The organism is Amycolatopsis sp. H20-H5, assembly GCF_035828755.1.
Taxonomy (GTDB): Bacteria; Actinomycetota; Actinomycetes; order Mycobacteriales; family Pseudonocardiaceae; genus Amycolatopsis.
In genome coordinates this window covers 1-18,870 of record NZ_JAYMZS010000149.1, presented here as the reverse complement: position 1 = coordinate 18,870, position 18,870 = coordinate 1, and the positions used below count along the sequence as shown (strand labels likewise).

Annotated in this window: 15 protein-coding genes; all 15 read right to left on the bottom strand. The window is 66.8% G+C overall.

The annotated features are described in order from the left end of the window. Positions 1 to 449: 449 nt before the first annotated feature. Positions 450 to 1,142: a hypothetical protein gene (locus QMK34_RS42255; protein WP_326420456.1), complete on the bottom strand. Its 693-nt coding sequence runs from the start codon at positions 1,140 to 1,142 to the stop codon at positions 450 to 452. A 26-nt stretch (positions 1,143 to 1,168) separates the two neighbouring features. Continuing rightward, a complete protein-coding gene (locus QMK34_RS42250) occupies positions 1,169 to 1,837 on the bottom strand; it encodes a hypothetical protein (protein WP_326420455.1) in 669 nt (222 codons plus the stop codon). A 136-nt stretch (positions 1,838 to 1,973) separates the two neighbouring features. Further along, complete coding sequence (locus tag QMK34_RS42245) at positions 1,974 to 4,907, bottom strand: BTAD domain-containing putative transcriptional regulator (RefSeq protein ID WP_326420454.1); 2,934 nt, start codon at positions 4,905 to 4,907, stop codon at positions 1,974 to 1,976. 122 nt (positions 4,908 to 5,029) lie between these two features. Beyond that, on the bottom strand, positions 5,030 to 6,403 hold the full coding sequence (locus QMK34_RS42240; protein WP_326420453.1) for a hypothetical protein: 1,374 nt from the start codon (positions 6,401 to 6,403) through the stop codon (positions 5,030 to 5,032). A gap of 13 nt (positions 6,404 to 6,416) precedes the next feature. Continuing rightward, complete coding sequence (locus QMK34_RS42235; RefSeq protein WP_326420452.1) at positions 6,417 to 7,355, bottom strand: hypothetical protein; 939 nt, start codon at positions 7,353 to 7,355, stop codon at positions 6,417 to 6,419. A gap of 72 nt (positions 7,356 to 7,427) precedes the next feature. Further along, a complete protein-coding gene (locus QMK34_RS42230) occupies positions 7,428 to 8,318 on the bottom strand; it encodes a hypothetical protein (RefSeq protein ID WP_326420451.1) in 891 nt (296 codons plus the stop codon). Positions 8,319 to 8,498: 180 nt separating this feature from the next. After that, complete coding sequence (locus QMK34_RS42225; protein WP_326420450.1) at positions 8,499 to 9,125, bottom strand: response regulator transcription factor; 627 nt, start codon at positions 9,123 to 9,125, stop codon at positions 8,499 to 8,501. An 84-nt stretch (positions 9,126 to 9,209) separates the two neighbouring features. Next, positions 9,210 to 9,770 (bottom strand): phage tail protein, encoded by a 561-nt coding sequence (locus tag QMK34_RS42220; protein ID WP_326420449.1) that lies wholly within the window; start codon positions 9,768 to 9,770, stop codon positions 9,210 to 9,212. Between the two features lie 45 nt (positions 9,771 to 9,815). Then, complete coding sequence (locus tag QMK34_RS42215; protein ID WP_326420448.1) at positions 9,816 to 10,787, bottom strand: discoidin domain-containing protein; 972 nt, start codon at positions 10,785 to 10,787, stop codon at positions 9,816 to 9,818. Between the two features lie 730 nt (positions 10,788 to 11,517). Continuing rightward, entirely contained in the window at positions 11,518 to 13,473 is a 1,956-nt protein-coding gene (locus tag QMK34_RS42210; protein ID WP_326420447.1) for a putative baseplate assembly protein, read from the bottom strand. Continuing rightward, positions 13,473 to 13,880, bottom strand: coding sequence for a GPW/gp25 family protein (locus QMK34_RS42205; protein ID WP_326420446.1), 408 nt, complete (start codon positions 13,878 to 13,880; stop codon positions 13,473 to 13,475). Before QMK34_RS42205 ends, QMK34_RS42210 begins: the two co-directional genes overlap by 1 nt. Before the next feature lie 9 nt (positions 13,881 to 13,889). Beyond that, complete coding sequence (locus QMK34_RS42200) at positions 13,890 to 15,725, bottom strand: phage baseplate assembly protein V (protein ID WP_326420445.1); 1,836 nt, start codon at positions 15,723 to 15,725, stop codon at positions 13,890 to 13,892. Between the two features lies 1 nt (position 15,726). Beyond that, positions 15,727 to 16,944: a phage tail protein gene (locus QMK34_RS42195; protein WP_326420444.1), complete on the bottom strand. Its 1,218-nt coding sequence runs from the start codon at positions 16,942 to 16,944 to the stop codon at positions 15,727 to 15,729. Positions 16,945 to 17,051: 107 nt separating this feature from the next. After that, positions 17,052 to 17,543 carry a phage tail protein gene (locus tag QMK34_RS42190; RefSeq protein WP_326420443.1) on the bottom strand — a complete coding sequence of 164 codons (492 nt, stop codon included), beginning with the start codon at positions 17,541 to 17,543 and terminating at the stop codon, positions 17,052 to 17,054. A 9-nt stretch (positions 17,544 to 17,552) separates the two neighbouring features. Next, a partial coding sequence (locus QMK34_RS42185; protein ID WP_326420442.1) for an eCIS core domain-containing protein occupies positions 17,553 to 18,870 on the bottom strand: 1,318 nt, incomplete at its 5' end.

The window sequence follows — 18,870 nt, the reverse complement described above, 5'->3', positions numbered from 1 at the left end:
GGTCGATCTTCCGTCTGTAGCAAGAAGGAATGATCAACCAAGGGCCTCACCCATGACCAACCGGGGCCCCCACCAGACACCACCTGGTTAAACAACAAGCTCAGCACGCGTCTGAGAACTGACGTAGTAGCCGCCGCTCGAAGCCTCGGGCGCCTGTCCTTCGAAGCCGCCTACCCTCCACAAAGGACGAAAAATCTACCCATTCGCCCGTTTCATACCGCCACGACCGTTTCACGCGTGCCCCTGAAGGCCACCATGACAGCGTTAAACGCCGTGAAGGCTCCCATCAGGGCACACGGCAAACCTGGGGTCGCGACCGAAGGGGACCTTCTCTCGACTCAACCTCGCAAAAGTCCCCTTCACCAGAACAGACCATGTGAAAGTCCCCGTCAGTCACGCGGCCCCAGGCGCCAAACTGGACGACATGACATCAGTTTCCGGACGCCGTCTTACTGGTTCGTCCGGGATCCGCCGATCACCGGACCGCGGGCCCGCGGCGGGACGGCTCCCGGGACGGGCGGGGCGGGCGGGGCGGCCACTTCCGCGGCCACCTCGCGCATCGCCTGCGCGAGCAACTGGGGTAGCTGACCGGTACCAACAACGATGTCGCCGCCGAAGAAGTGTCTGAGCTGAACATCCAGCCTGGCGGCGGTCTTGCTCGAGCCGTGTCCTCCCGCGAGGGCCACGCGCAGCACACGATCCTCGATGAGGTTGACCAGCCGCTGCCCGACGAGAGCCACGCTCGCCCGGTCCCACGACCCCGTCCGGAGGCCGCCGTCGCAAAACCTGAGGGAATCGACGTTCAGCAGCTCAGCTCGGCGGGTGACCAGCTTCCAGCAGTCCTCGATGGACGCACTGCTGGTGGCGGCCTCCCATTGGCGCGTCGACGCGGCGTTCCCCGCGACCTCCCGGCCCCCGGGTTCTTCGGGCTCTTCTGACTCGTCTCGACCAGCCCGCTCGCGCAGTTCGACCAGCGCGTTGTGCGTGGTCACGTAGCCCTGAATTCCCGCTTGCTGGAAGTACGCGACCAGGCGCCTCTTCTTGGACTCGGCCAGCGGCGCCGCGTGCGGTGACTGCCGCCGCTCGTCGTCTTCCTTTTCCTTCTCGCCGTCGTCACGCTGGCGGCTGGGACCGGGTTGCATCGGCGTCTCCCGTCGGTTGGTAATGCCTAGTGGTCTTGGTGCTCGTCCAGTGCGGCGGCGATGTCGGCGGCCAGCGCTGCCATGGCCGCGTCGTCGAGACCGGCGAGTTCGACCGCGATGTCATCGAGCTCGGGTTCGGCGAAGAGCGCGGAGAGATCACCCTCTGCGAAACCGTCGGCGTCGGCGGCGGCGAGAACCACGCCGTACTTGGCGAAGGCCGCGATCTTGTCCGAGCTGCCCTCGACGTAGTCCAGGAACTCGGCCGCGAAGTTGCCGACGCCCGCGTCATTCGCGTAATAGGCGAACCAGTCGCGAAACTTCGTCCAGTTCTGGTCGGTGCGGTCCCAGGCCGGACCGTTGGAGGTCAGATAGGCCGCCCAAACGGTCTCGTCCTCGGCCGCGGCGGCGTACGCCTGCGCGAGCAGAACGTCATACCGGGCAGTGAGGTCGTCCGGCCCGAGTTCAGCCGCCGCGGCGAGGATTTCCCGCGGATACGTGATGTCCGCGAGCACCTCCAGCAGGGCGTCGCCGGCCGACCTGTCGAACCCGATCAGCGACGGGGCGAAGTCCGCCACGGCATAGTCGCCGGTGGCGGCCGCCTCGCCTTGTAGCCGGCACAGCAGGGTGAACCAGTTGTACGTGGTGACACTGTCCGCGTGCCAGAACGCCGCGATCACGCGGTCGAGGTCTTCCATTTCCGAGACACCCTTTCCGGCCGATGGGAATTCACGAACCTGTCGACAACCCAGACTCCGCGTCCTACCGGAACCGCGGGATGATCAACTGGCCAACCTTTGGGGCAATCGCGTTGCCCGGTCCGCCGGCGGCAGCTCAGCGAGGCGTTCGGGCGTTCACTGAGCTGGGCTGCGATTCCGCCACCGCACCGACTCCCAGTTCGGCCAGCACCTCCTGATAGTGGTTCCGTGCCTGCTGCGCGGCACCCAGCTCGTTGCCACTCTCATAGGCACGGATCAACAGGTTCCAGGCAGGATCGTGGAACCGGTCGATCTCGATCGCCCTGGTGCAGACAGTGGCGGCGTTGCCCGGATTACCCAGTTTCAGCTCGATGGCGGCGAGGGCGCAAGCGACCTCGAGCATGAGTGCGCGACATCGGGCCCGATCCGCCAGCACCCACTCGGCCGTCCCGTCCTCCGGCAGCAGTTCACCGGTGTAGAGGGAATACGCCGTGCGCAGCGGCTTGAGTACGCTCACCAGGTCCGTGCCCCGGCGCGCGGTGCGCCACTGAGACAGTGCCGTTCCGAAACGCATGATGTCGACGTCACTACCCGGCGGGATCTCGAGCACGTACATGTCGCCCCGGCGTTCCAACGGAGAATGTGGCCAGCCTGGAGCCGGTACCTCGCCGAGCATCCGGCGGATCATGGACACCGCAACGTGCAGGCTGCGGCGCGCGGACTCCAGCGGCGCCCCCGGCCAGAAGCACTGGTACAGCGTGTCGACGTGCACACCCCGGTCGGCGCGCAGCGCCAGCAGGCGTAACACGGACTGGACCCGGGGTCGCAGACCACGCCAGTCGAGGGGCAGCTCGCCCGCAGCGAGTTCGAACTGCCCGAAACACCTGATCCGCAACGTCTGCGCCAGCACGGCGGCCGAAGCCAGCCGCGGTGGCGTCACCCTCTCGGCGGGCCGAGGAGGCGGTCGCTGAATCACCGTCGACGCTGCCGCGGCGCCCAGCTCCCGACGGGCGCGCCCGTCGAACGCATCGGCGATCCCGTCCGCGTCGGCGATGTATCTGGCCATGATCGTGAGCGCCATCGCCTCGACGGCACCGGCCTCCAGATTCGCGGCCCGCCGCGCGCAACGACTCAGCGCCTCGGCCGCGGCAACACCGGAGCGGCACCGGCCGATCGCGGCCGCGGCACTGGCTACGAGCGAAACCCATGGGTTCCCCGCGGCGTGGCCGCGCGCTTCGATCCGCTCGGCGTCCTCAATGTGGACAGCCGCTCCGGACAACGCTGACAACGCCCGCACCACGGCGCCCACCGCGTCGAGGCAATCAGCCTCGGCCTGTGTCGCCAGCACGTCGAGCGCGGGTGCGATGGCGCCTTGGTTGGTCCAGTTCTCGGCGACCACGCGCACGGCGTTTCCGAGCAGGCCGATGACGTCGGTTCGCGTTGGCGGGATACGGCGCCAGTGCCGCACCGCTTCGTCCGGTCTGCTGTCCAGGAACGAGGCGATACCCGCCGCGAGCGACCAGCCGTCACCGGTATCGGCCATCGGGTGCTCGGCCAGTGCCGCCGGGCGCTTGTCCAGCGCTCGCCGCAACTGGCCAAGCCAGTGAGCCGAGGGGACGCTGGGCGGCACGGCGCCGCACGACCACACCGCGACCAGTTCCCGCTCACGTACACAGTCCGCGTGCAGCTCCGTCCCGGCCAGCGCGGTCGCCGCCTCCTGGTACGCGGAGAGGGCCCCGCTGAGGTGATCATTGACCGCGAGGGCGCGGGCCCGTGCCAGCAACTCGGCATGGACATCGCGGCGGTGCGCCCGAACGGCAGTCGGCTGCCCGGTACGGCGCGCGCCGACCATCCGGGTACTCGCCCTCAGGTCGGCGGCCCGCAGGTAGGCCACCAACGCTTCATGATCGCGTCCGACGGATTCGTACAGCCTGGCGATCTTGCCGTAGTGCTCCCGGAGCGCGTCTGGACCGATCCGCGCGCGCAACTCGGCGACCAGATGATCCCGGAGCAGCGAGTGGTAGCGGTATCCCGCTTTGTCACCGTCGCCGACGCGGCGCACCAGCAGGTTCTGGTCCACCAGGCGCTCGAGAGTCCAGCCACAATTCGACCGATCCAGGAGCGCGTCGCACCACTTGGGGTCGACGGGTGCGAACGCGCTGCTGAACAGCAGCAGCTCGACGGTGTTCGCGGGAAGGTCGGCCAGCACAGTGGCCGTCAGGTAGTCCCGGAGCAGCCGCGACCCCGCCAGCTTGGCGATGGCGGCGACCCGCTGGTCCGGCGTGCAGTCTGAAGTAGCCAGGTGAAACAGATGGATCGCCATGATCCAGCCCTCGGTGCGCTCGGTCAGCGCTTCGATCGCGGCGTCGGACAGGGGCACGTCATAGTGGTCGCGGAACAACGAGACGACCTCGTCCACGCGAAACCGCAAGCCCTCCCCGTCGATGGTGTGCACCGCGCCCCCGAGCCGGAGCGGGGTGGACCACTCAGCGCGTTCGGCGCGGCCCGCGAGCACGAGCCGGGTGTTTCGCGGCAGTGCCTGGATCACGCGCCCGAGCATGACCGCCTGGGCACCGGCCAGGAGGTCCGCGTCGTCGATCACCAGCGTGCACGGGCCGGTCAGCCGCCGCACTTCGTCGGCCAGCCGACGTATCGAGGTCTGCCGGTGGTAGGGCGCGGTGGTGCCCAGCATCGCGTCGGCGACACCGTCGACGACCTGGTGCGGGTGACGGAACGAGTCGTCGACACTGAGCCACCCGACGTGTTCACCACTGTCGTGCATCTGCCTCGTGAACTGTGCCACCAGCTCGGTCTTGCCCGCGCCGGGCGGACCGGTCACGATCAGCGAACCCTCGTCGTGTGCCGTCACGCATCGATTCAGCAGCCGTTCGCGACGAAGCCCGGCGGGAGCCGGAACACCCACCGGCTCACTCTCTTCTTCGCCGACTCGGAACTGCCCGGACCGCGGCGACAACGGCTCGACGAAAGCAGGTCGCGCCGCCGGCCTGAAGCGGTCGTCCAGCCACGCGACATCGCCCGCCGTGGAGCCGACCTGGACGTCAGCGGTCATCACGATCACTTCCACCCGCTCGGGGAGTTGTCGCAGTCGAGGCTGGCCTCCTGCCGCCACCGTGTCCCTGGGGTCGGCCCCTAGGGACCGTCCCTAGTAGACGCACCAATACCCCAGCGCGGTCAATGAACACCGAAGTATTGTCTTGTCGCGTAATCATTCCCCGTGAGCTCGCGGTTGATCAGATCGATCTCGAACCGGCCGCCGACGCCCGCGTGTGGCGCGTCGCCGCCGGGCCCGGTCGGCTGTGCCCGCCAGTCCAGAAACACCCGGGGGTACGACGAGCCCAGTACGTTACCTTCCATCGGCTGGAGTACCAGGTTGAAGGTGAACCGCACCGGTGCGTCGGTCGGCACCACCACCACCAGCCCGGTGACGCCGCGGAACTCGGTGAAACCGCCACCCTCGCGCGCACCGACCATCAGTGGCATGCGGTCGGAGTCGTCGAGCTGCTCCTGGCCGATCTTTACCACTCGGTAGGTGACGAACTTGCACATGATCCCGATACCGACGTTCTGCGGTCTCCGAGGAATCCGGCCGATCACCCGGTCCCCATACTTCACCCGGGTCCAGCCTTTCTTCCGCCGGAACGTAGGGCGCCGATGGAGCGCGGAAACCTCCTGGTCGATGGTCGCCTCATAGTCGAGAACGGGCAGCCCAGCTTCGGGATCTTCCCGTTCGTCGTCCCGTAGGCCTTCAACCGCCGGTTCCGCTGATTCTCCGACCTGAGCGAGTCGCCCGCGGCGCCCCGGGTTTCGCTGTAGCGCGAGCATTCGCTGAAGTCTCTGCTTCTCGCTGTCCGCGAGAAGCAGGTCACGCATCTGTGGGTCACCGAACCTGGTGTTGAAGGTGTCGTTGACGAGCTGGCCCTTGATCACGTCGGGGAAAGAGAACTGCGGGAACGCGCCTGTGTTCACCATACCGGGGACCGGGATCCCACCATGGTCGACCGAGCGGGCCACAAAGCCTTTGCAGGTGTTCCGGCTGGACAGGATGAAACCCTTCAACGGCATTTTCGCGCGAAGATGCTCGCGAAAGTCTCCTGGCGATGCGAAGGTGAGATCGTGGTCCATGAACGCGGGACTTGCCGATTCGTCGTCGTCATCATCATCGTCATCGTTGACGATGAAACTTCCTTCCTCGGAATCCGTATCGCTATCTACGACGAAGGTTCCCGCCTCGGATTCACCGTCGTCGAGAGTGGGTAAGGGCGCTGTTTCCTTTCCCTTTTCCCTGCCCTCGACCCGGCCGAGCACCTCGCGGAGGACCTCCCCGGCCAGCCCCGGCGGGAACCTCGCCGGGGTCACGTCGTCCCCGCCAAGGCGGTCAGTGATCTCTAGGAGGTACTCCCGATGAATTCCCGTGGTCCACTTGCTGTCCGCACCGGCCACCTCCCCCAGTGACACGCCCGGCGCGACCTGCCGTCGCCACTCGAGCAACAGCGCCTTGGCGTCCAGGAGCAACATGTCGCGCTCGACTTCGCCGAGTGGCTTCATGATCCGACCTCACTTACTTCTTCTTCCGGCGAAACAGCTTCGAGATTCTTCGACGAGTGCCCTTTTGCTGGTGCGGAGCCTCCGGCGCACCGCCAAGGCTCTCCCCAGCATCAGCCGTGCGGTCCGGCGGGTCAGCCACCTGCCGCTGCCTTCCGCGGGGCTGCTGAGCGCGTCTGTCCCCCTTGACCCGAGGTTGACGTGGGCCGATACGCCGCTCCTCGACTTCCCGCGCCTCGGCAGCCGGCTCGTCGTCAAAGGGAGCCGGGACCGTGATCGGGTGAATTTCGAAGTACTTCCAGGTGTCCGCGTCGACGGGTGTCAGCACGGCACCTTCGCCGAGCCGGAAAAGGCCGTTCTTGGCCTTGGTGACCGCGAGCGGAACACCGCCGATGCCAAAACCGCCACTGACGGCTTTCCACCCGAGCTCGATATACCCGTCAGACGCGTAAAACTCGGCGCCAAAAAGAAGTTGCGATTCCTCATTGAACTTGCTGAACGGGTGGGTTTTCAACCCTGGATTTGGGCCGAGCACGAGGCGAACGTTGTGAAATCCGTAGATCGGCCCCCGTGGCCCGCGCGCGATCGGGCCGGTTACCGGATTGGCCGGATCGACCACAACGTACGGCGCCATCGATCCCGTCAACTGCAGAACCAGATGATGCCGAAGACAGCGTACGCCCGCCACGCTACAGTGGCGGCGATAGTGAATATGGGTCCTGAAATCGCGCCCCCTCGCCAGTGCCATGCTGTACTTTACCTGCCTGCCCTCTATTTCCCCGTCCAAGTCCTGCGTCGAATAGCCCGCAATCTCAGTAAGCTCGAACCGGTGATACTTCGCAACCGTCGAGAACTCCCTGGAAGCATTGAGAGAGTTGATGACGACGTTGGACGCTGCGTTCGCGGCAGTGAATGGTGCGAGTGCTGTGCTGATCGGGTCGACCGGCACCACCATCGTGACCTCCTAATTCAGGGGAAGGACCCACCGCCGGACATGCTGACGGGTTTGCGTGCACCGAGGTGCCGATCAGTCGTCCTCGAAGGTGATGATGCCCGCATCGATCGCTTCCTTGACCCTCGCCATCTCCGCATCTTTCAACGGCTCGTCACTACTGAAGTAACTGAGGATCTCCTGGACGAATTTCGGATCGAGATCCTTCTCGATGACATGCTGCGTCTGCTCTTCGTCGAGCGTCTCGTCCTGGAGCAGATTCGTCTTCGCCCAGTTTTGCGCCCCAAGGTAGAAAACGCCAACGTCCTGGATCGACAGGACGGTGCCGTCCGAGGTGGTTACCCCCTGGGGAAAATCGGCATCGAACCGGGCCACAATAGCCTCAGGGAGGAGATCCTTGCCGAACCACGAGCCGACCGTCGCGGCATCCGGCAAGCCGCTGCTCGCGCTCAAGTGCCAGGTGAGGTAGCGGGCGAAGTCTCTCGCGAACTCCGGCTGCTCGGCCGCGACCTCCGATTCCTCGGCTGCGACCTCCGGTTCCGCAGCTGCCACCCATTCGTATTCCACCGGATCCACCCCGATGCTCTGCGCCAGAAGGAGCAGGTCTTCCACTTGCCCAGGCCAGGTTTTCAGCGCTTGGCACGCCTCGTCGCCGGCATAGACCCAATGCTCGTCGGTCAGCAGCATGACATTCGCCGACTCCAGCTTCTTCGCGGCTTGGAGCAGACGCTGCACAATCGCGTTGAGCTGCCACTGGCGATTTTCGAACGTGGCCATAAGCTGCAGCTCGAATTCGTCCCAGGTCGCGCTCGTCCTTTCCTGGGCCTGAAGTCCGACGGTGGTGATCTTCATCGCCTGCAGGGCCCAGTTGGCGGCGAATTCCGCACTTTCAAGGTCGAGAAAGTCCCACCAGGGCGTTCCAGCGTAGGCGGGCTCGAACCCCGTGACATCAATCACCGTAGTCATCGTCTTTTGTCCCTTTCAGATAGTTTTCCACCAAGCTCGCTGAGCAGGCCTCCGCACCCGGCAACAGTCATCAACTCGATCCACCACCACAGTGTCCGCCGTGCGAACGGCGCCACCGAGGTCATTCGGGCCCAGCACTTGGGGCGAGGAGAGTTGCATCTCCGGGCACCGTCGAGCCGCTCAGATCAGTCCCTCGTGCAGCGCGTAGGCCACGGCGTGCGACCTGTTGCGCAACTGGAACCTAGCGGTGACGCCGTGGAGGACGTTCTTCACCGTGCGTTCCGAGTAGTTCAGTTCGCCCGCGATCTCGCGAGTACTCAGCCCGCGCGACACCAGCCGCAACATCTCGGTCTCCCGTTCGGACAAACCGACGACGTTCAACCCCTGCGGCGCCAGCACGTCGTGCTGCAGGCGGGATACGTGCTTGAGCAGCCTGCCGAGAACATTCGCCGGCATGGTCGCCTCGCCTTCCGCCGCGACGCGCAGGAGCTGGACAAGCCGGCTGGCCGTCGCTTCGGACCGCCCGGCGACGGCACATACCCCGAGCTCAACGGCGTTCATCAGCATCATGTCCTGCTCCACACTGCTGATCAACACGAACTGGCGGCAGCCAAGGACACGAACATCCCTGATCAGCTCGATGGTCAGCTCGTCGAGTGCGGTCGCCGCGATGACACTCACGGTCCCGGAGTCGATGTCTTCCTCGCCGACGATCTCCACGTCGGGACAGGTGCGCAAGGTGGCGATGAGCCCTGCCGCCGAAATCATGTCGAGACTTCGGACAAAGGTGGGAATTCGTGCGGTCATCGGTCGTCCTCCCCGCTGGTCAGCTGGTACGAACGACAGTCTCCGCAGCATCCTTATCAGGCACCTATCCGCTGCACCGTTGCCTTAACGTGCATCAAGCCTGGCCCGCTCGTCGTCCACCAGCTGGACCTCGTGCAGGACATGAGCCGGTTTCGCCTCGGCGACCAGCTTCTCAACGGTCGGGAGATCGACGTCGCCGGGACGGGAAGACACCCGGACAACGACCCGGAGATCGGCATTGCCAGGCAGTGCGCAGTCAGGAGTGGTGGACACCGCCACACCGCCCGAGTCGACGATTTCTATCCCCGCACCGGTGGCCGACTCGAGGTAGACCCGCAGCCCACGGACCGTTCCACGGGCACGGTGCAGCTCGACCGCGCGGGCCACCGTCGCGCGCCGGTGTTCGATCAACCAGTTCTCGTCGAGGGACATGCCGACCCAACCGGCCAGCCAGTCGAGGAAGTCCGGCGGCGCCAGCGCGGGATCGATGTAGCACCAAAGACAATCGAGGGTGGCGATCACGGGGGCCAGCACCTCGTCCAACGCGGCCGTGATCCGCATCGCGACGGCGTCCTCCTGCAGCACCGGGGGCAGCAGCGTGCCCAGCGGATAAGGAGTGCCCAGGTCTGGTGCCGCCACCCGCATCCGTCATTCCTTTCTTTCCCTCTTCGGCGTAGGCCACTCGTGGAGTCAGCCGACGCCGAAGAACTCGATCTCGGTGATGGCCACCGCGCTCGCGTCGGTGCCCTGGTGCACCTCCAGCACCTCGACGGTGAGGGTTCGCACGCCGAGCCCGTCCTTCAGTTCGATCTCCTGCGGTTTCGGGGAGTCCGGCACGGCGATCGACTCACTGCGCTCGTTCGAGTACGTGAGAAGCAGCCGAGCGGGCCGGTGGTTGCTGGTGAAGGCGGCGCCCGCCCCAGCCGTGATGATCAGTTTGCGCAGGGCAACGGTCTTGCCGAGGTCCACCGTCAGCTTCGGCGGGGTGCCGGTGGCCCACGGTGCTGCCCAGTAGGTGTTCGTGGCCAGGTCGAAGGCTGCCTTGGCCGGGTGCTCGGGCAAGGCAGCGGCCGCCACGACCGAGGCGGGGCGCACCGCCGACTCCGGACTCGGCAGCACGTTCACCACCGCCTCCTTGATCGATTGGGCCTGGCTTAGCACATAGGTGCGGAAAGGTGGGTAGAAGCCGAACAGCATGCCACTCAAGATCACGGCCACCGCGGCGACTCCGCGGATCTTCCGGAACACCGCACGCAGGTCGATCTTCGACCCGGCGCCTCGTGTCTTCGGCCGAGTTCCAGCCTTCTTGACCTTCGTGCGGCGACGGAAGACGCGTCGCCACCACGACGCGCGGACCTGCTCGGCTTGAAGCAGGGAGGTCCCGCACCGGTGGCAGAACTTGCGTGGCGGACGGTTGCCCTCCCCGCACTCGCCGCACACCAGGTCGCCAGGGTTGAGCTTGCGGGTCGGCCCTTGCTTTCGTACGGGCGCGACTCGCTGCTGCGCGGCCTGCGGCAGCATCTCGTCCAGCCGTGCCTGGTCATCGGACCTCGACGGAGGGTCGCCGACCACCGGCGCGACCAATTTGGCGATGTCGGTTTCCGCTTGACCGGGTTTCAGGGTGTCGAGCCCACCCCAGTCAGCCGCGGAAGCGTCCGCCACCGGCGTCGAACCGGGGGGAACCGGTGGTTTCGGCGGCAGCGGGGGCCTCGGTCGAACCGGTGGCACGGCGGCGGGCGGCGATGGCGGTTCCGGCGGCATCGCCGGATCGTCATCGGCCCACGACGGAGGACGAGGGGGCGGCGACGGTGTGCGTGGTGCCACGGGTGGTTTCGGAATACTCGGGGCTGCGGGTGGACTCGGCGCACCCAGGGCAGCAGGCGGCTTCGGCATACTCGGCGGGCCAGGCATACTCGGCGGGCCAGGCGGCCTCGGCATACTCGGCGGGCCGGTCGGCCTCGGCGGCAGCCCCGGAGGACCAGGCGGCTTCCCCATTCCCGGTGGCCCCGGCGGCTTCGGCATCCCGGGAGGACCACCGGGAAGCCCAGGTGGGCGGGCGCCAAGACCACCGCCAAGACCACCGCCGAGACCACCGCCGAGACCTGGCCTCGCCATCGCTCCGCCGTCCTTGGCCATGCGCGTCGGGCCACCCAGCACCGTGTTGACCGAACTCTGGATTCGCTGCACCAAGCCGCGCCGTGGAGCGGCGGCTTCCTCCTCGGCTTCCGCGACCAGCTCGGCGGAGACCTTGGTCTCCACCTTCTCGCCGGACCACTCCAGGAAACTCCCGCAGGAGCCGCAGAACGCGTCCTTGGTGTCGTTGCGGAACCCGCAGTCACTACAGACGATCATCGCCACTCACCACCTCTCACCACATCCCGCGTGCGAACCATCAGCGCCCCTCGACCCGGACCTTGTGCTCGAACGAGAAGATCAAGCTGTTGGGTTCCAGGTCGATCCGGTGGGTCTCGGCACCGCGCTCCCCGGTCACCGGGTTCGCCGTGAACAGGCGGACGTCCTCGACCAGTTCCAGGCCGCGCACCTGTTGCAGCACGGCATAGATGTCGCCGGAGAGCACCGGGCGGCCGAAGGGCCATCCGGCGCCGTCCGGTCCCCCGCCGGGCAGCGGATCGAGAAAACGGTAGAGCGCGGCAGTCGCCTCTTCCCGCACCCGCCCGACCGCGACGCGCGGCCGGGCGATCAACCGCGCGACGACCGTCACCCCCCGGTACCGGGGTGGTTCCACCACGACCCGGGTGCCGATCAGCCGAACCTCGTCCAGGCGATTCGCGATCCGTTCGAGGATCGCCGGCGACGGCACCAGATCGGCGAAGCGGATGCGCCCCTCTTCAGCCGCCGCAGCGGGCACCACCAGCACCTTGACCGCACCCGCGGCGACCTCCGCCTCCCCCGCGGTGAGACAGCGCACCCGCGCCAGTTCCGGTGCCGCGTCACGGGCGAAGACCTCGTAGTCCTCAGCGGTCACCGCGCGATCTCGGGTCCGCAACAGCAAGGGTCCGCGGCTCTTCGCTTCGTCCAGGGTTTCGCCGTCCACGCCGCCGTGTGCGGGATGGAGATTCTCCACCTCCGAAACGAAGGGGATGGACGATTTCAGGGTGCGAACCGCACCCGCGCCGACATTGCCCTGCGAGCCACCACCCGTCGCGTACTCCCTGATGCGGACGGTGGCGCCCTTGTCCGGTATCGCGCCGTGGTGCGCCAAACTGCCGTCCTGATTCCGCACCACCGGGCCGAACATGACCTCACCGGCGAACGAGTCGAGCACGAAATGGCGGTCGGCGGCTCCGCTCGTGGCGAAGTGGTCGACCGCACGCCACCGCGTCCAGCCATCCTCGCCGCTGACCTCGACGACCGCGTCCACCACGCCTGCCAGCGCGGGCCCGGACGACAGCGAGAAGACTTGGCCCGCCACGCCTTCCGACTCGCCGAGCACCTCGTTCATGACGATCTCGGCGTTGATGGCGTCGCCGGTTCCGCCCACCGTGCACGCGGCAAGCCCGTCAACCGAAGGTGAGGCGCTGTAGGACGGCTGACCTTCGCGCGGCGCGACCACCCTCGCGCGCAGCCAACCGGCCCGGTCCTCGTCCACCACGCTGGCCAGGTGCCCGGCCGGGACGTGCAGGATGATCGCGCCGGAGGTGTTCAGGCCCCCGGTCTCGTCCAGCGTGACCAGGCATTCGGTCCACTCCTCCCCCGTCCACGCCTCCCACACCAGCGGTGGGTGCTTCGGATTGACTCCGACGCCCTTGGTGGCCCCGGCGAAGTCGAGCCGCACCGCGCAGCACGCGACAGGCTCGCTCAAGCCCACAAGAAGGGCATCGCCGACCGTCGGCTCGTCGCCGAACGCGGCGAACGCGATCTTGGTTTCCACCCGCTGGGTGCGGTTCACCGACTCCTGCTCGGTTGCCTCTTTGGTGCGCACATAACGTAGCTCGCACGGCCGGATGTCCAGTTCGTCGCACAGTGAGAACACGATCGCCTCGTCGTTCTCGGTACGGATGGTGCCGACTTCGGTCCCCGAGGGAATCGACAGCGGAGTGCCGGCCGGTGTCGAGAGCCAGAAGGTGATCGGCGTGCGCGCCGGAGTCGGGGGAAGAATGCGCAACCCGAGCAGATCGAGGAACTTCACATACTGCCGGTCCGGGATCCGGTTGAGCCGGTACAGCAATTGGTCGGTCATGTAGGCGAACGTCTCGATCAGGGTGATGCCGGGATCGGAGACGTTGTGGTCTGTCCACTCCGGACAGCGGCGCATGACCATCCGCTTGGCTTCGTCGACGAGATCCTGGAAGCTCCGGTCGTCGAGGTGGGGAGTCGGGAGCGCCATCAGTCCTCCTCCCCATGCTCGGGAATGGTGTAGAAGGGGAACACCAGGTTCCGGTGGTCGTTCGTCGCCTTCACCACGTACCGGACGTCGATGTAGAGCAGGTTCGCGCTGTCCTCGTCCGGATACACCTCGACGCCGTCGATCTCGACTCGCGGTTCCCAGAAGTCCAACGCGCGCCGCACTTCCTCCGACAGTGCGGCGGCGTTGTCCAAGGTCGCCCCGCGAAAGACGAAGTCGCGAAGGCGGGCGCCGAAGTTGGGACGCATGGGCCGTTCACCTGGATAGGTGGCGAGGATCAGTCGCATGGCCTGCTCGAGCTTGCGGGTTCCCTTGGCCAGCGCGACCTCGCGACTCGCGGTGAAATCGAGCGGGTAGGTCCACCCCGCGCCGGTGAAGTCGGTGGTCACATCGTTCTCCTAGTTCAGCTTGACTTGCGTGCCCTTGATCTCCACGATTCCCTGACTCTCGATCTTGATGCCCTTCTGCGCCGTGAGGTTCAGCTGCGCACCACCGTCGATGGTCACCGTGCCGCCCGCACCGGCGATGATGTCGATGTTTCCGGTGGGTCCACACTCGACAGTGATCGAGCCCCCTGGCCGGGAACAGTTCACCCGGACGGTCTTCCGCTGCTGATCGATGGTCAGCGCGACGGTGCCGTCCTGCGTACCGAGGACCACTTCGGAAACCGGCGGCCGGACCTCGTCGTGGAACGCGAGCATAGTGCCCGACGCCGACGTGAAACCGCGCCGCACCACCGAAGCGGTCTTCCCGACGATCTTGATCGGATCGCCACCGGGCCGGTAACCGCTGCGCTTGTTGACCAGCGCGCCCAGCACGTACGCCCGTTGCGGGTCACCGAACTCGAAACCCACCAGCACCTCGTCGTCGACGTCCGGCAAGAACATGGCGCCACCGCTCGCACCCGCGCCGAACTGCGTCACCGGTGCCCAGTCCGACTCGTAACTTGGCGACAACCAGGGAAGGCACACCTTGACCCGGCATTTGCCCAGTGGGTCCATCACGTTGGTGACCACGCCACAGACCAGGCCGGGCATCGCCGGAAGCGGCTTCGCCGCCGCGGTCGTCAAGCCCAGCAGCGACCGTTGCTGAGTTCCGCTGACCTCGAATCGGGTGTGGTACCCGGACACGTCGAAGACGTGCTGCGCCTTCGTCAGAACCCATCGTCCCGCGAAGACCCGGGAAACCCCGTCAATGGTCAACCCCGCACCCGCGATCAGCCGCGGATCGCCGATGGCCTCCCCCTCGGCCTCCGCGAAGGTGCTGCCGAGCTGCCCGGCGACCCCGTTGACAGCCTCCTGCGCGGCGACCCCGATCGCGGCGCCGGTCGCGACCGGCCGATCCGACACGACGAAGGCCCGGGTACTCGGTTCCGGCCCTCGACCCGGCCCGGGAGGTTTTCCGGCGGGCTTGGCAGGGGCGGGCGAAACCTGGTCGAACAGCTTGGCGAGATCAGCGGGGGTGCACCCGTTCAGCCGTGCCGACGACGCCGCGACCGGCACCGTGTCCACTCGCACGTTGGCGGACAAGGGGTCCCAGACCCGGACCTCGGCCTCCGCCGCGAGGTTGCCGGTCGTGACACGTGGCAGGAACGCCCGCAGATTGTCCGGGTAGGTCAGGGTGATCGGCCGTGCCGGGGGTCCACCCGCCGCCTTGCGGAAAAAGAACCTCCCGCCGGTCACACCGAACTCGTAGCCGATCAGGGCGGCCTGCCCGCTGAGGAAATCCCAGTCCGTCTGGTTGACCTGGCCGAGGTGATCGTGCGCGGTCCTGGTCTGCTCTATGACGCCCACCGGCAGCTTCGCTTCTTCGGCGATCTTGCGCGCGATGTCGGACACCTTGCTGTTGAGGAACGTTCGGGTCCGGCGCACGCGTTGCAGACGATGATCGGCGGAGTAGCCACGGATGACGGTATGGCAGGAGTCGGTGAACATCGCCTCGATGGAGGTCACCTCACCGATCATGAGCTCGGCGGTGGCCGTGCCGCCGGGTGCGCCCGCACGGATCGTGACCGGATCCCCGAGCGCGAGCCGGGTGTGCGCCGTGACCTCGCCAGGACCGGCGGCGAACGTGATCTCGAACATGTCGGGCAGGTGCAGGTGACTGTCCACGACGACTCGATCCAGCTTTCCGCGTGCCTCACGCGACAGCGTCGCGGAGCCGATCCGCACTGTGGGCACGATCCTGGTGAGACTCGCCTTGAGCGCTTCCTGCCCCGGCTGCGCCCGGCGCATGTCAGGCCACCCCCGGCAGGAGCAGCGAGCTGCCGTTGCGCAATCGAAGCGGATCGTCGATGTCGTTCTCCTCGGCGATCTTCCGCCACGCCGACGGGCTCCCGTAGGTCTCCTTGGCGATGCCGGGGAGTGATTCCCCCGCGGTGACGGTGTGCGCCCGTCCGCTTTCCCGAGTTCCCGAAGTCGGGTTCGTTCCCGGCTTGGCCGGTTCGATTTGCTGCAGGGTGAGGGAAACGGTCGCCCGGTTGGGGAGACCGGCGGGAGTGAACCTGGTGTAGGTGGTGCTGACGGACTTCAAGATGGCCCGATAGTTGATCGGCGTCCGGTGTCCACCGATGCCTGCCGCGCCCATGACGACCTTGACGTGCTGGACCACCTGTTTCGGTTCGTCGTCCCCGGCCTTTTCACCACCGCCCGCCGCGGGCCCGGAAGTCACGGTTTCCACCCGCAGCCATTCGTACAACTTCGACACCGTGGCCTGAACAGCCTTGACGCCTTCGACGCGGAGGTCGGAAAGCGTGATGGACAGCTGGCCCGGATCGATGGCCTGCTGCTCGCGGGTCTCCGTGGAGACCATACCGGCCAGCCTGAACTGGGCGGTCTTGCTGAGCGACACCTTCTGCGGGTTGTACTGGAAGGTGATCACGTCCGTATCGGTCGCGTCGACGCCGGTCGAGGAGAGCAGGCTCACCGTCAGATTGCCGTCCTTGCCGGTTCTTTGGCCGCGCCGGGGCGGGCTCATCGCGGGTGGCGGACCACCGTGCCTGCGTCCAGTCAGGCCGTTGTGCGCGAGGACGAGCTTCTCGAGCGCGACGTCGCCGCCCTTGGCCGAGAGGGTCGGCCCGCTCCACCCCACTGGGATGGCGTCTGCCAGTGTCCACACGTAGATCGGCGCCCAGTCGCGGGCGCTGAGCATCTCGATGGTGATGGTGCTGCCGGGATTGGCCGCCGAGGCGCCCGCCTCGTCGGAATCCACCCAGTTCTTGATGACGTGCTGCAGCCACTTCTGCAAGGCATCGGAGCTCGCCGACTGCATCGCGCGCTCCAGGCTGACATTGCCGTAAGTCACCCTGTCCGGGAATCGCTGGACACCCTCGTGGGTGCCACCGGGCGCGTACTCGTCGATCTTCAAGTTGACCGCGAGACCGGAGCAGCCGGACCACTCACCCAGCGGAACCTGCAAACCGTTGCCCGCGTGCACCGTGACCCTGAACCGCATGCTGAGGCCGTAGCCTTCTCGCGACTGCGCCTTGAATTTGGCTTGCCCCTTGGATTTCCCTTTTGCCAGTGGTGATTTCGGCATTGAGGGTAGCTGCGGCGCGCGCATCAGAATCCCACCTTCAGTTCGGCCGAAAGAAATCCGGTGTGTGACATCTCCAGTGCCTCGACGACGGGCCTTGAGTTGCCGGCGTCGAATTCGGTGACCGACCAGCTGATCGGGTAGCACTCCTTGAGTTGCCAACTCGCCACGGTGAGGTACATCGAGTTGATCAGCTGGATGTCACCACTGAGCGGTGTGTGGTTCTTGGTCGTCTCGACCAGCCAATCCTGCACGGTTCGGGAATCCGAGCACGCCGCCCTGGCGAGCTTGACATTGCCGTACTTGGCGTTGCCGGGAAACGTCAGGACCTCCTCGTTCTCCCCGCAGCGGTACTGACACGCGTTCCAGCCGACAGCCAGCCCCGAGACCTTGGTCCACGTGCCGAGGTCGTACGTGCCGGAATCGATGCTCACCCGGAACTGGTGGCTCATGCCGACGTCGCCGGAGAGACCGAGCCCCTGCGCGAGCTGGCCCGGCAGCATGCTTCTGCTTGGCATTGGGTGCCCCTATCGAAAATCACTCAACCGGCCGGAACGTTCCCGGTCGATGATCAGTTCGTTACGCAGCCTGCTGCGAACGTGCCGGTAGAGCTTGTCCGCGAGGGCGTCCATCGAACGCGGACTGTGCGGATCGATCTCGGACTCAGTGACCTGCGAACTAAGCTCGGCGAGCGAACCCTCAAGCTGGTCGATCCGTTGGGTCGCCGCCGCCATCTCGGCAAGCACCGGCGCCACGAGGCCGACGACCTCGTACTCAGGTTTTCGCGTCTCTTCAACCGGGTAACGCCAACTGAAGTCATTCTGCGGCAAGGAAATCTCCGGCCGCCGCGCACTCAGCAAGTCGTCCAGCGTTCCCGGATCCATCGGCGGCGGCCCGGTCGGCGAGGGTGGTGAACCGCTGTCGCTCGCTTCGCCGGACTCGAGGATCCGCCGCAGTTCGTCGACAACGTGGGTTTGGGTGTCAGGCTGTGCCCGCTGCACGGAGGTTCCCTTGGCGGCCGCAGGAAGCAGGGCGAGCTCGTTTCTCATCTCCCGCACGTACGCGGCAAGCTCGTCGGTCCCCGCCGCGGCCGGGGCGCGCCGGTGGATCAGCGCCGGTGGTTCCGCCCGCCCACCCTGGAACCAGTGCTCGGTCGCCACCGCCGCCTCTTCCAGCACCCTGCCCTCCGTACTGTCCTCTGTGGGCAGTCCACCGCCGAGCACACGTTGCTGCGTGGCGTGCACCAGTTCGTGAGCGAGCAAGGCCCTGGCTTCGTGACCCGAAACGTCGCCGAGCTCGTCGGGCAGATACACCTCACCGCCCTGGGTGAACGCCCTGGCAGCCAGCGAACTCGCCATCCTGGACACGGCAGGACCCCGATGGATCGCCACGGTGCTCACGTCGACCCCGAGACTCGCGCGGAAGGCAGTGGCCACCTCGCTCGGTACCGAAACGGTGAACATGGCGCCCTCGCTGCTCAACGGCGGAGCGGTGTTCGTGAGGCGAGGTGGCAACACGTCCAGTGCCGCGCGATAGACAGGCGCGCTTGACCGCAACAGCGGCGACGGGCTGTCGGCCGGTACCGGGGTTCCCGGCGAATCGGTGGCGGACACCGGCGGTCCCCACGGGACGGGCGGGGTCGAGAGAGCCGACTGCCGCGCCGAGGTCGGCGGTGGTGGCGGAACCGGCGAGGCCGGCCGGACGGGCACCGCTGACGGGTGGGCGGCGGTGGGCGGCGGAGCGGGGACCAGCGGCGGGAGTCCTGGCGGCAGGGCGGGAACAGCCGTCGGGACTCCCGCCGTCGGCGGCGCCGCGGGCGCGACTGGCGGGGCGACCACCGCAGGC

What these genes read in the sequence shown, in the direction of transcription:
- QMK34_RS42210 (WP_326420447.1), bottom strand. Translation starts at nt 13,473, where the DNA reads ATGGCGCTCCCGACTCCCCACCTCGACGACCGGAGCTTCCAGGATCTC.
- QMK34_RS42245 (WP_326420454.1), bottom strand. Translation starts at nt 4,907, where the DNA reads ATGACCGCTGACGTCCAGGTCGGCTCCACGGCGGGCGATGTCGCGTGG.
- QMK34_RS42195 (WP_326420444.1), bottom strand. Translation starts at nt 16,944, where the DNA reads ATGCGGTTCAGGGTCACGGTGCACGCGGGCAACGGTTTGCAGGTTCCG.
- QMK34_RS42225 (WP_326420450.1), bottom strand. Translation starts at nt 9,125, where the DNA reads ATGACCGCACGAATTCCCACCTTTGTCCGAAGTCTCGACATGATTTCG.
- QMK34_RS42190 (WP_326420443.1), bottom strand. Translation starts at nt 17,543, where the DNA reads ATGCCAAGCAGAAGCATGCTGCCGGGCCAGCTCGCGCAGGGGCTCGGT.
- QMK34_RS42240 (WP_326420453.1), bottom strand. Translation starts at nt 6,403, where the DNA reads ATGAAGCCACTCGGCGAAGTCGAGCGCGACATGTTGCTCCTGGACGCC.
- QMK34_RS42230 (WP_326420451.1), bottom strand. Translation starts at nt 8,318, where the DNA reads ATGACTACGGTGATTGATGTCACGGGGTTCGAGCCCGCCTACGCTGGA.
- QMK34_RS42220 (WP_326420449.1), bottom strand. Translation starts at nt 9,770, where the DNA reads ATGCGGGTGGCGGCACCAGACCTGGGCACTCCTTATCCGCTGGGCACG.
- QMK34_RS42255 (WP_326420456.1), bottom strand. Translation starts at nt 1,142, where the DNA reads ATGCAACCCGGTCCCAGCCGCCAGCGTGACGACGGCGAGAAGGAAAAG.
- QMK34_RS42235 (WP_326420452.1), bottom strand. Translation starts at nt 7,355, where the DNA reads ATGGTGGTGCCGGTCGACCCGATCAGCACAGCACTCGCACCATTCACT.
- QMK34_RS42250 (WP_326420455.1), bottom strand. Translation starts at nt 1,837, where the DNA reads ATGGAAGACCTCGACCGCGTGATCGCGGCGTTCTGGCACGCGGACAGT.
- QMK34_RS42200 (WP_326420445.1), bottom strand. Translation starts at nt 15,725, where the DNA reads ATGCGCCGGGCGCAGCCGGGGCAGGAAGCGCTCAAGGCGAGTCTCACC.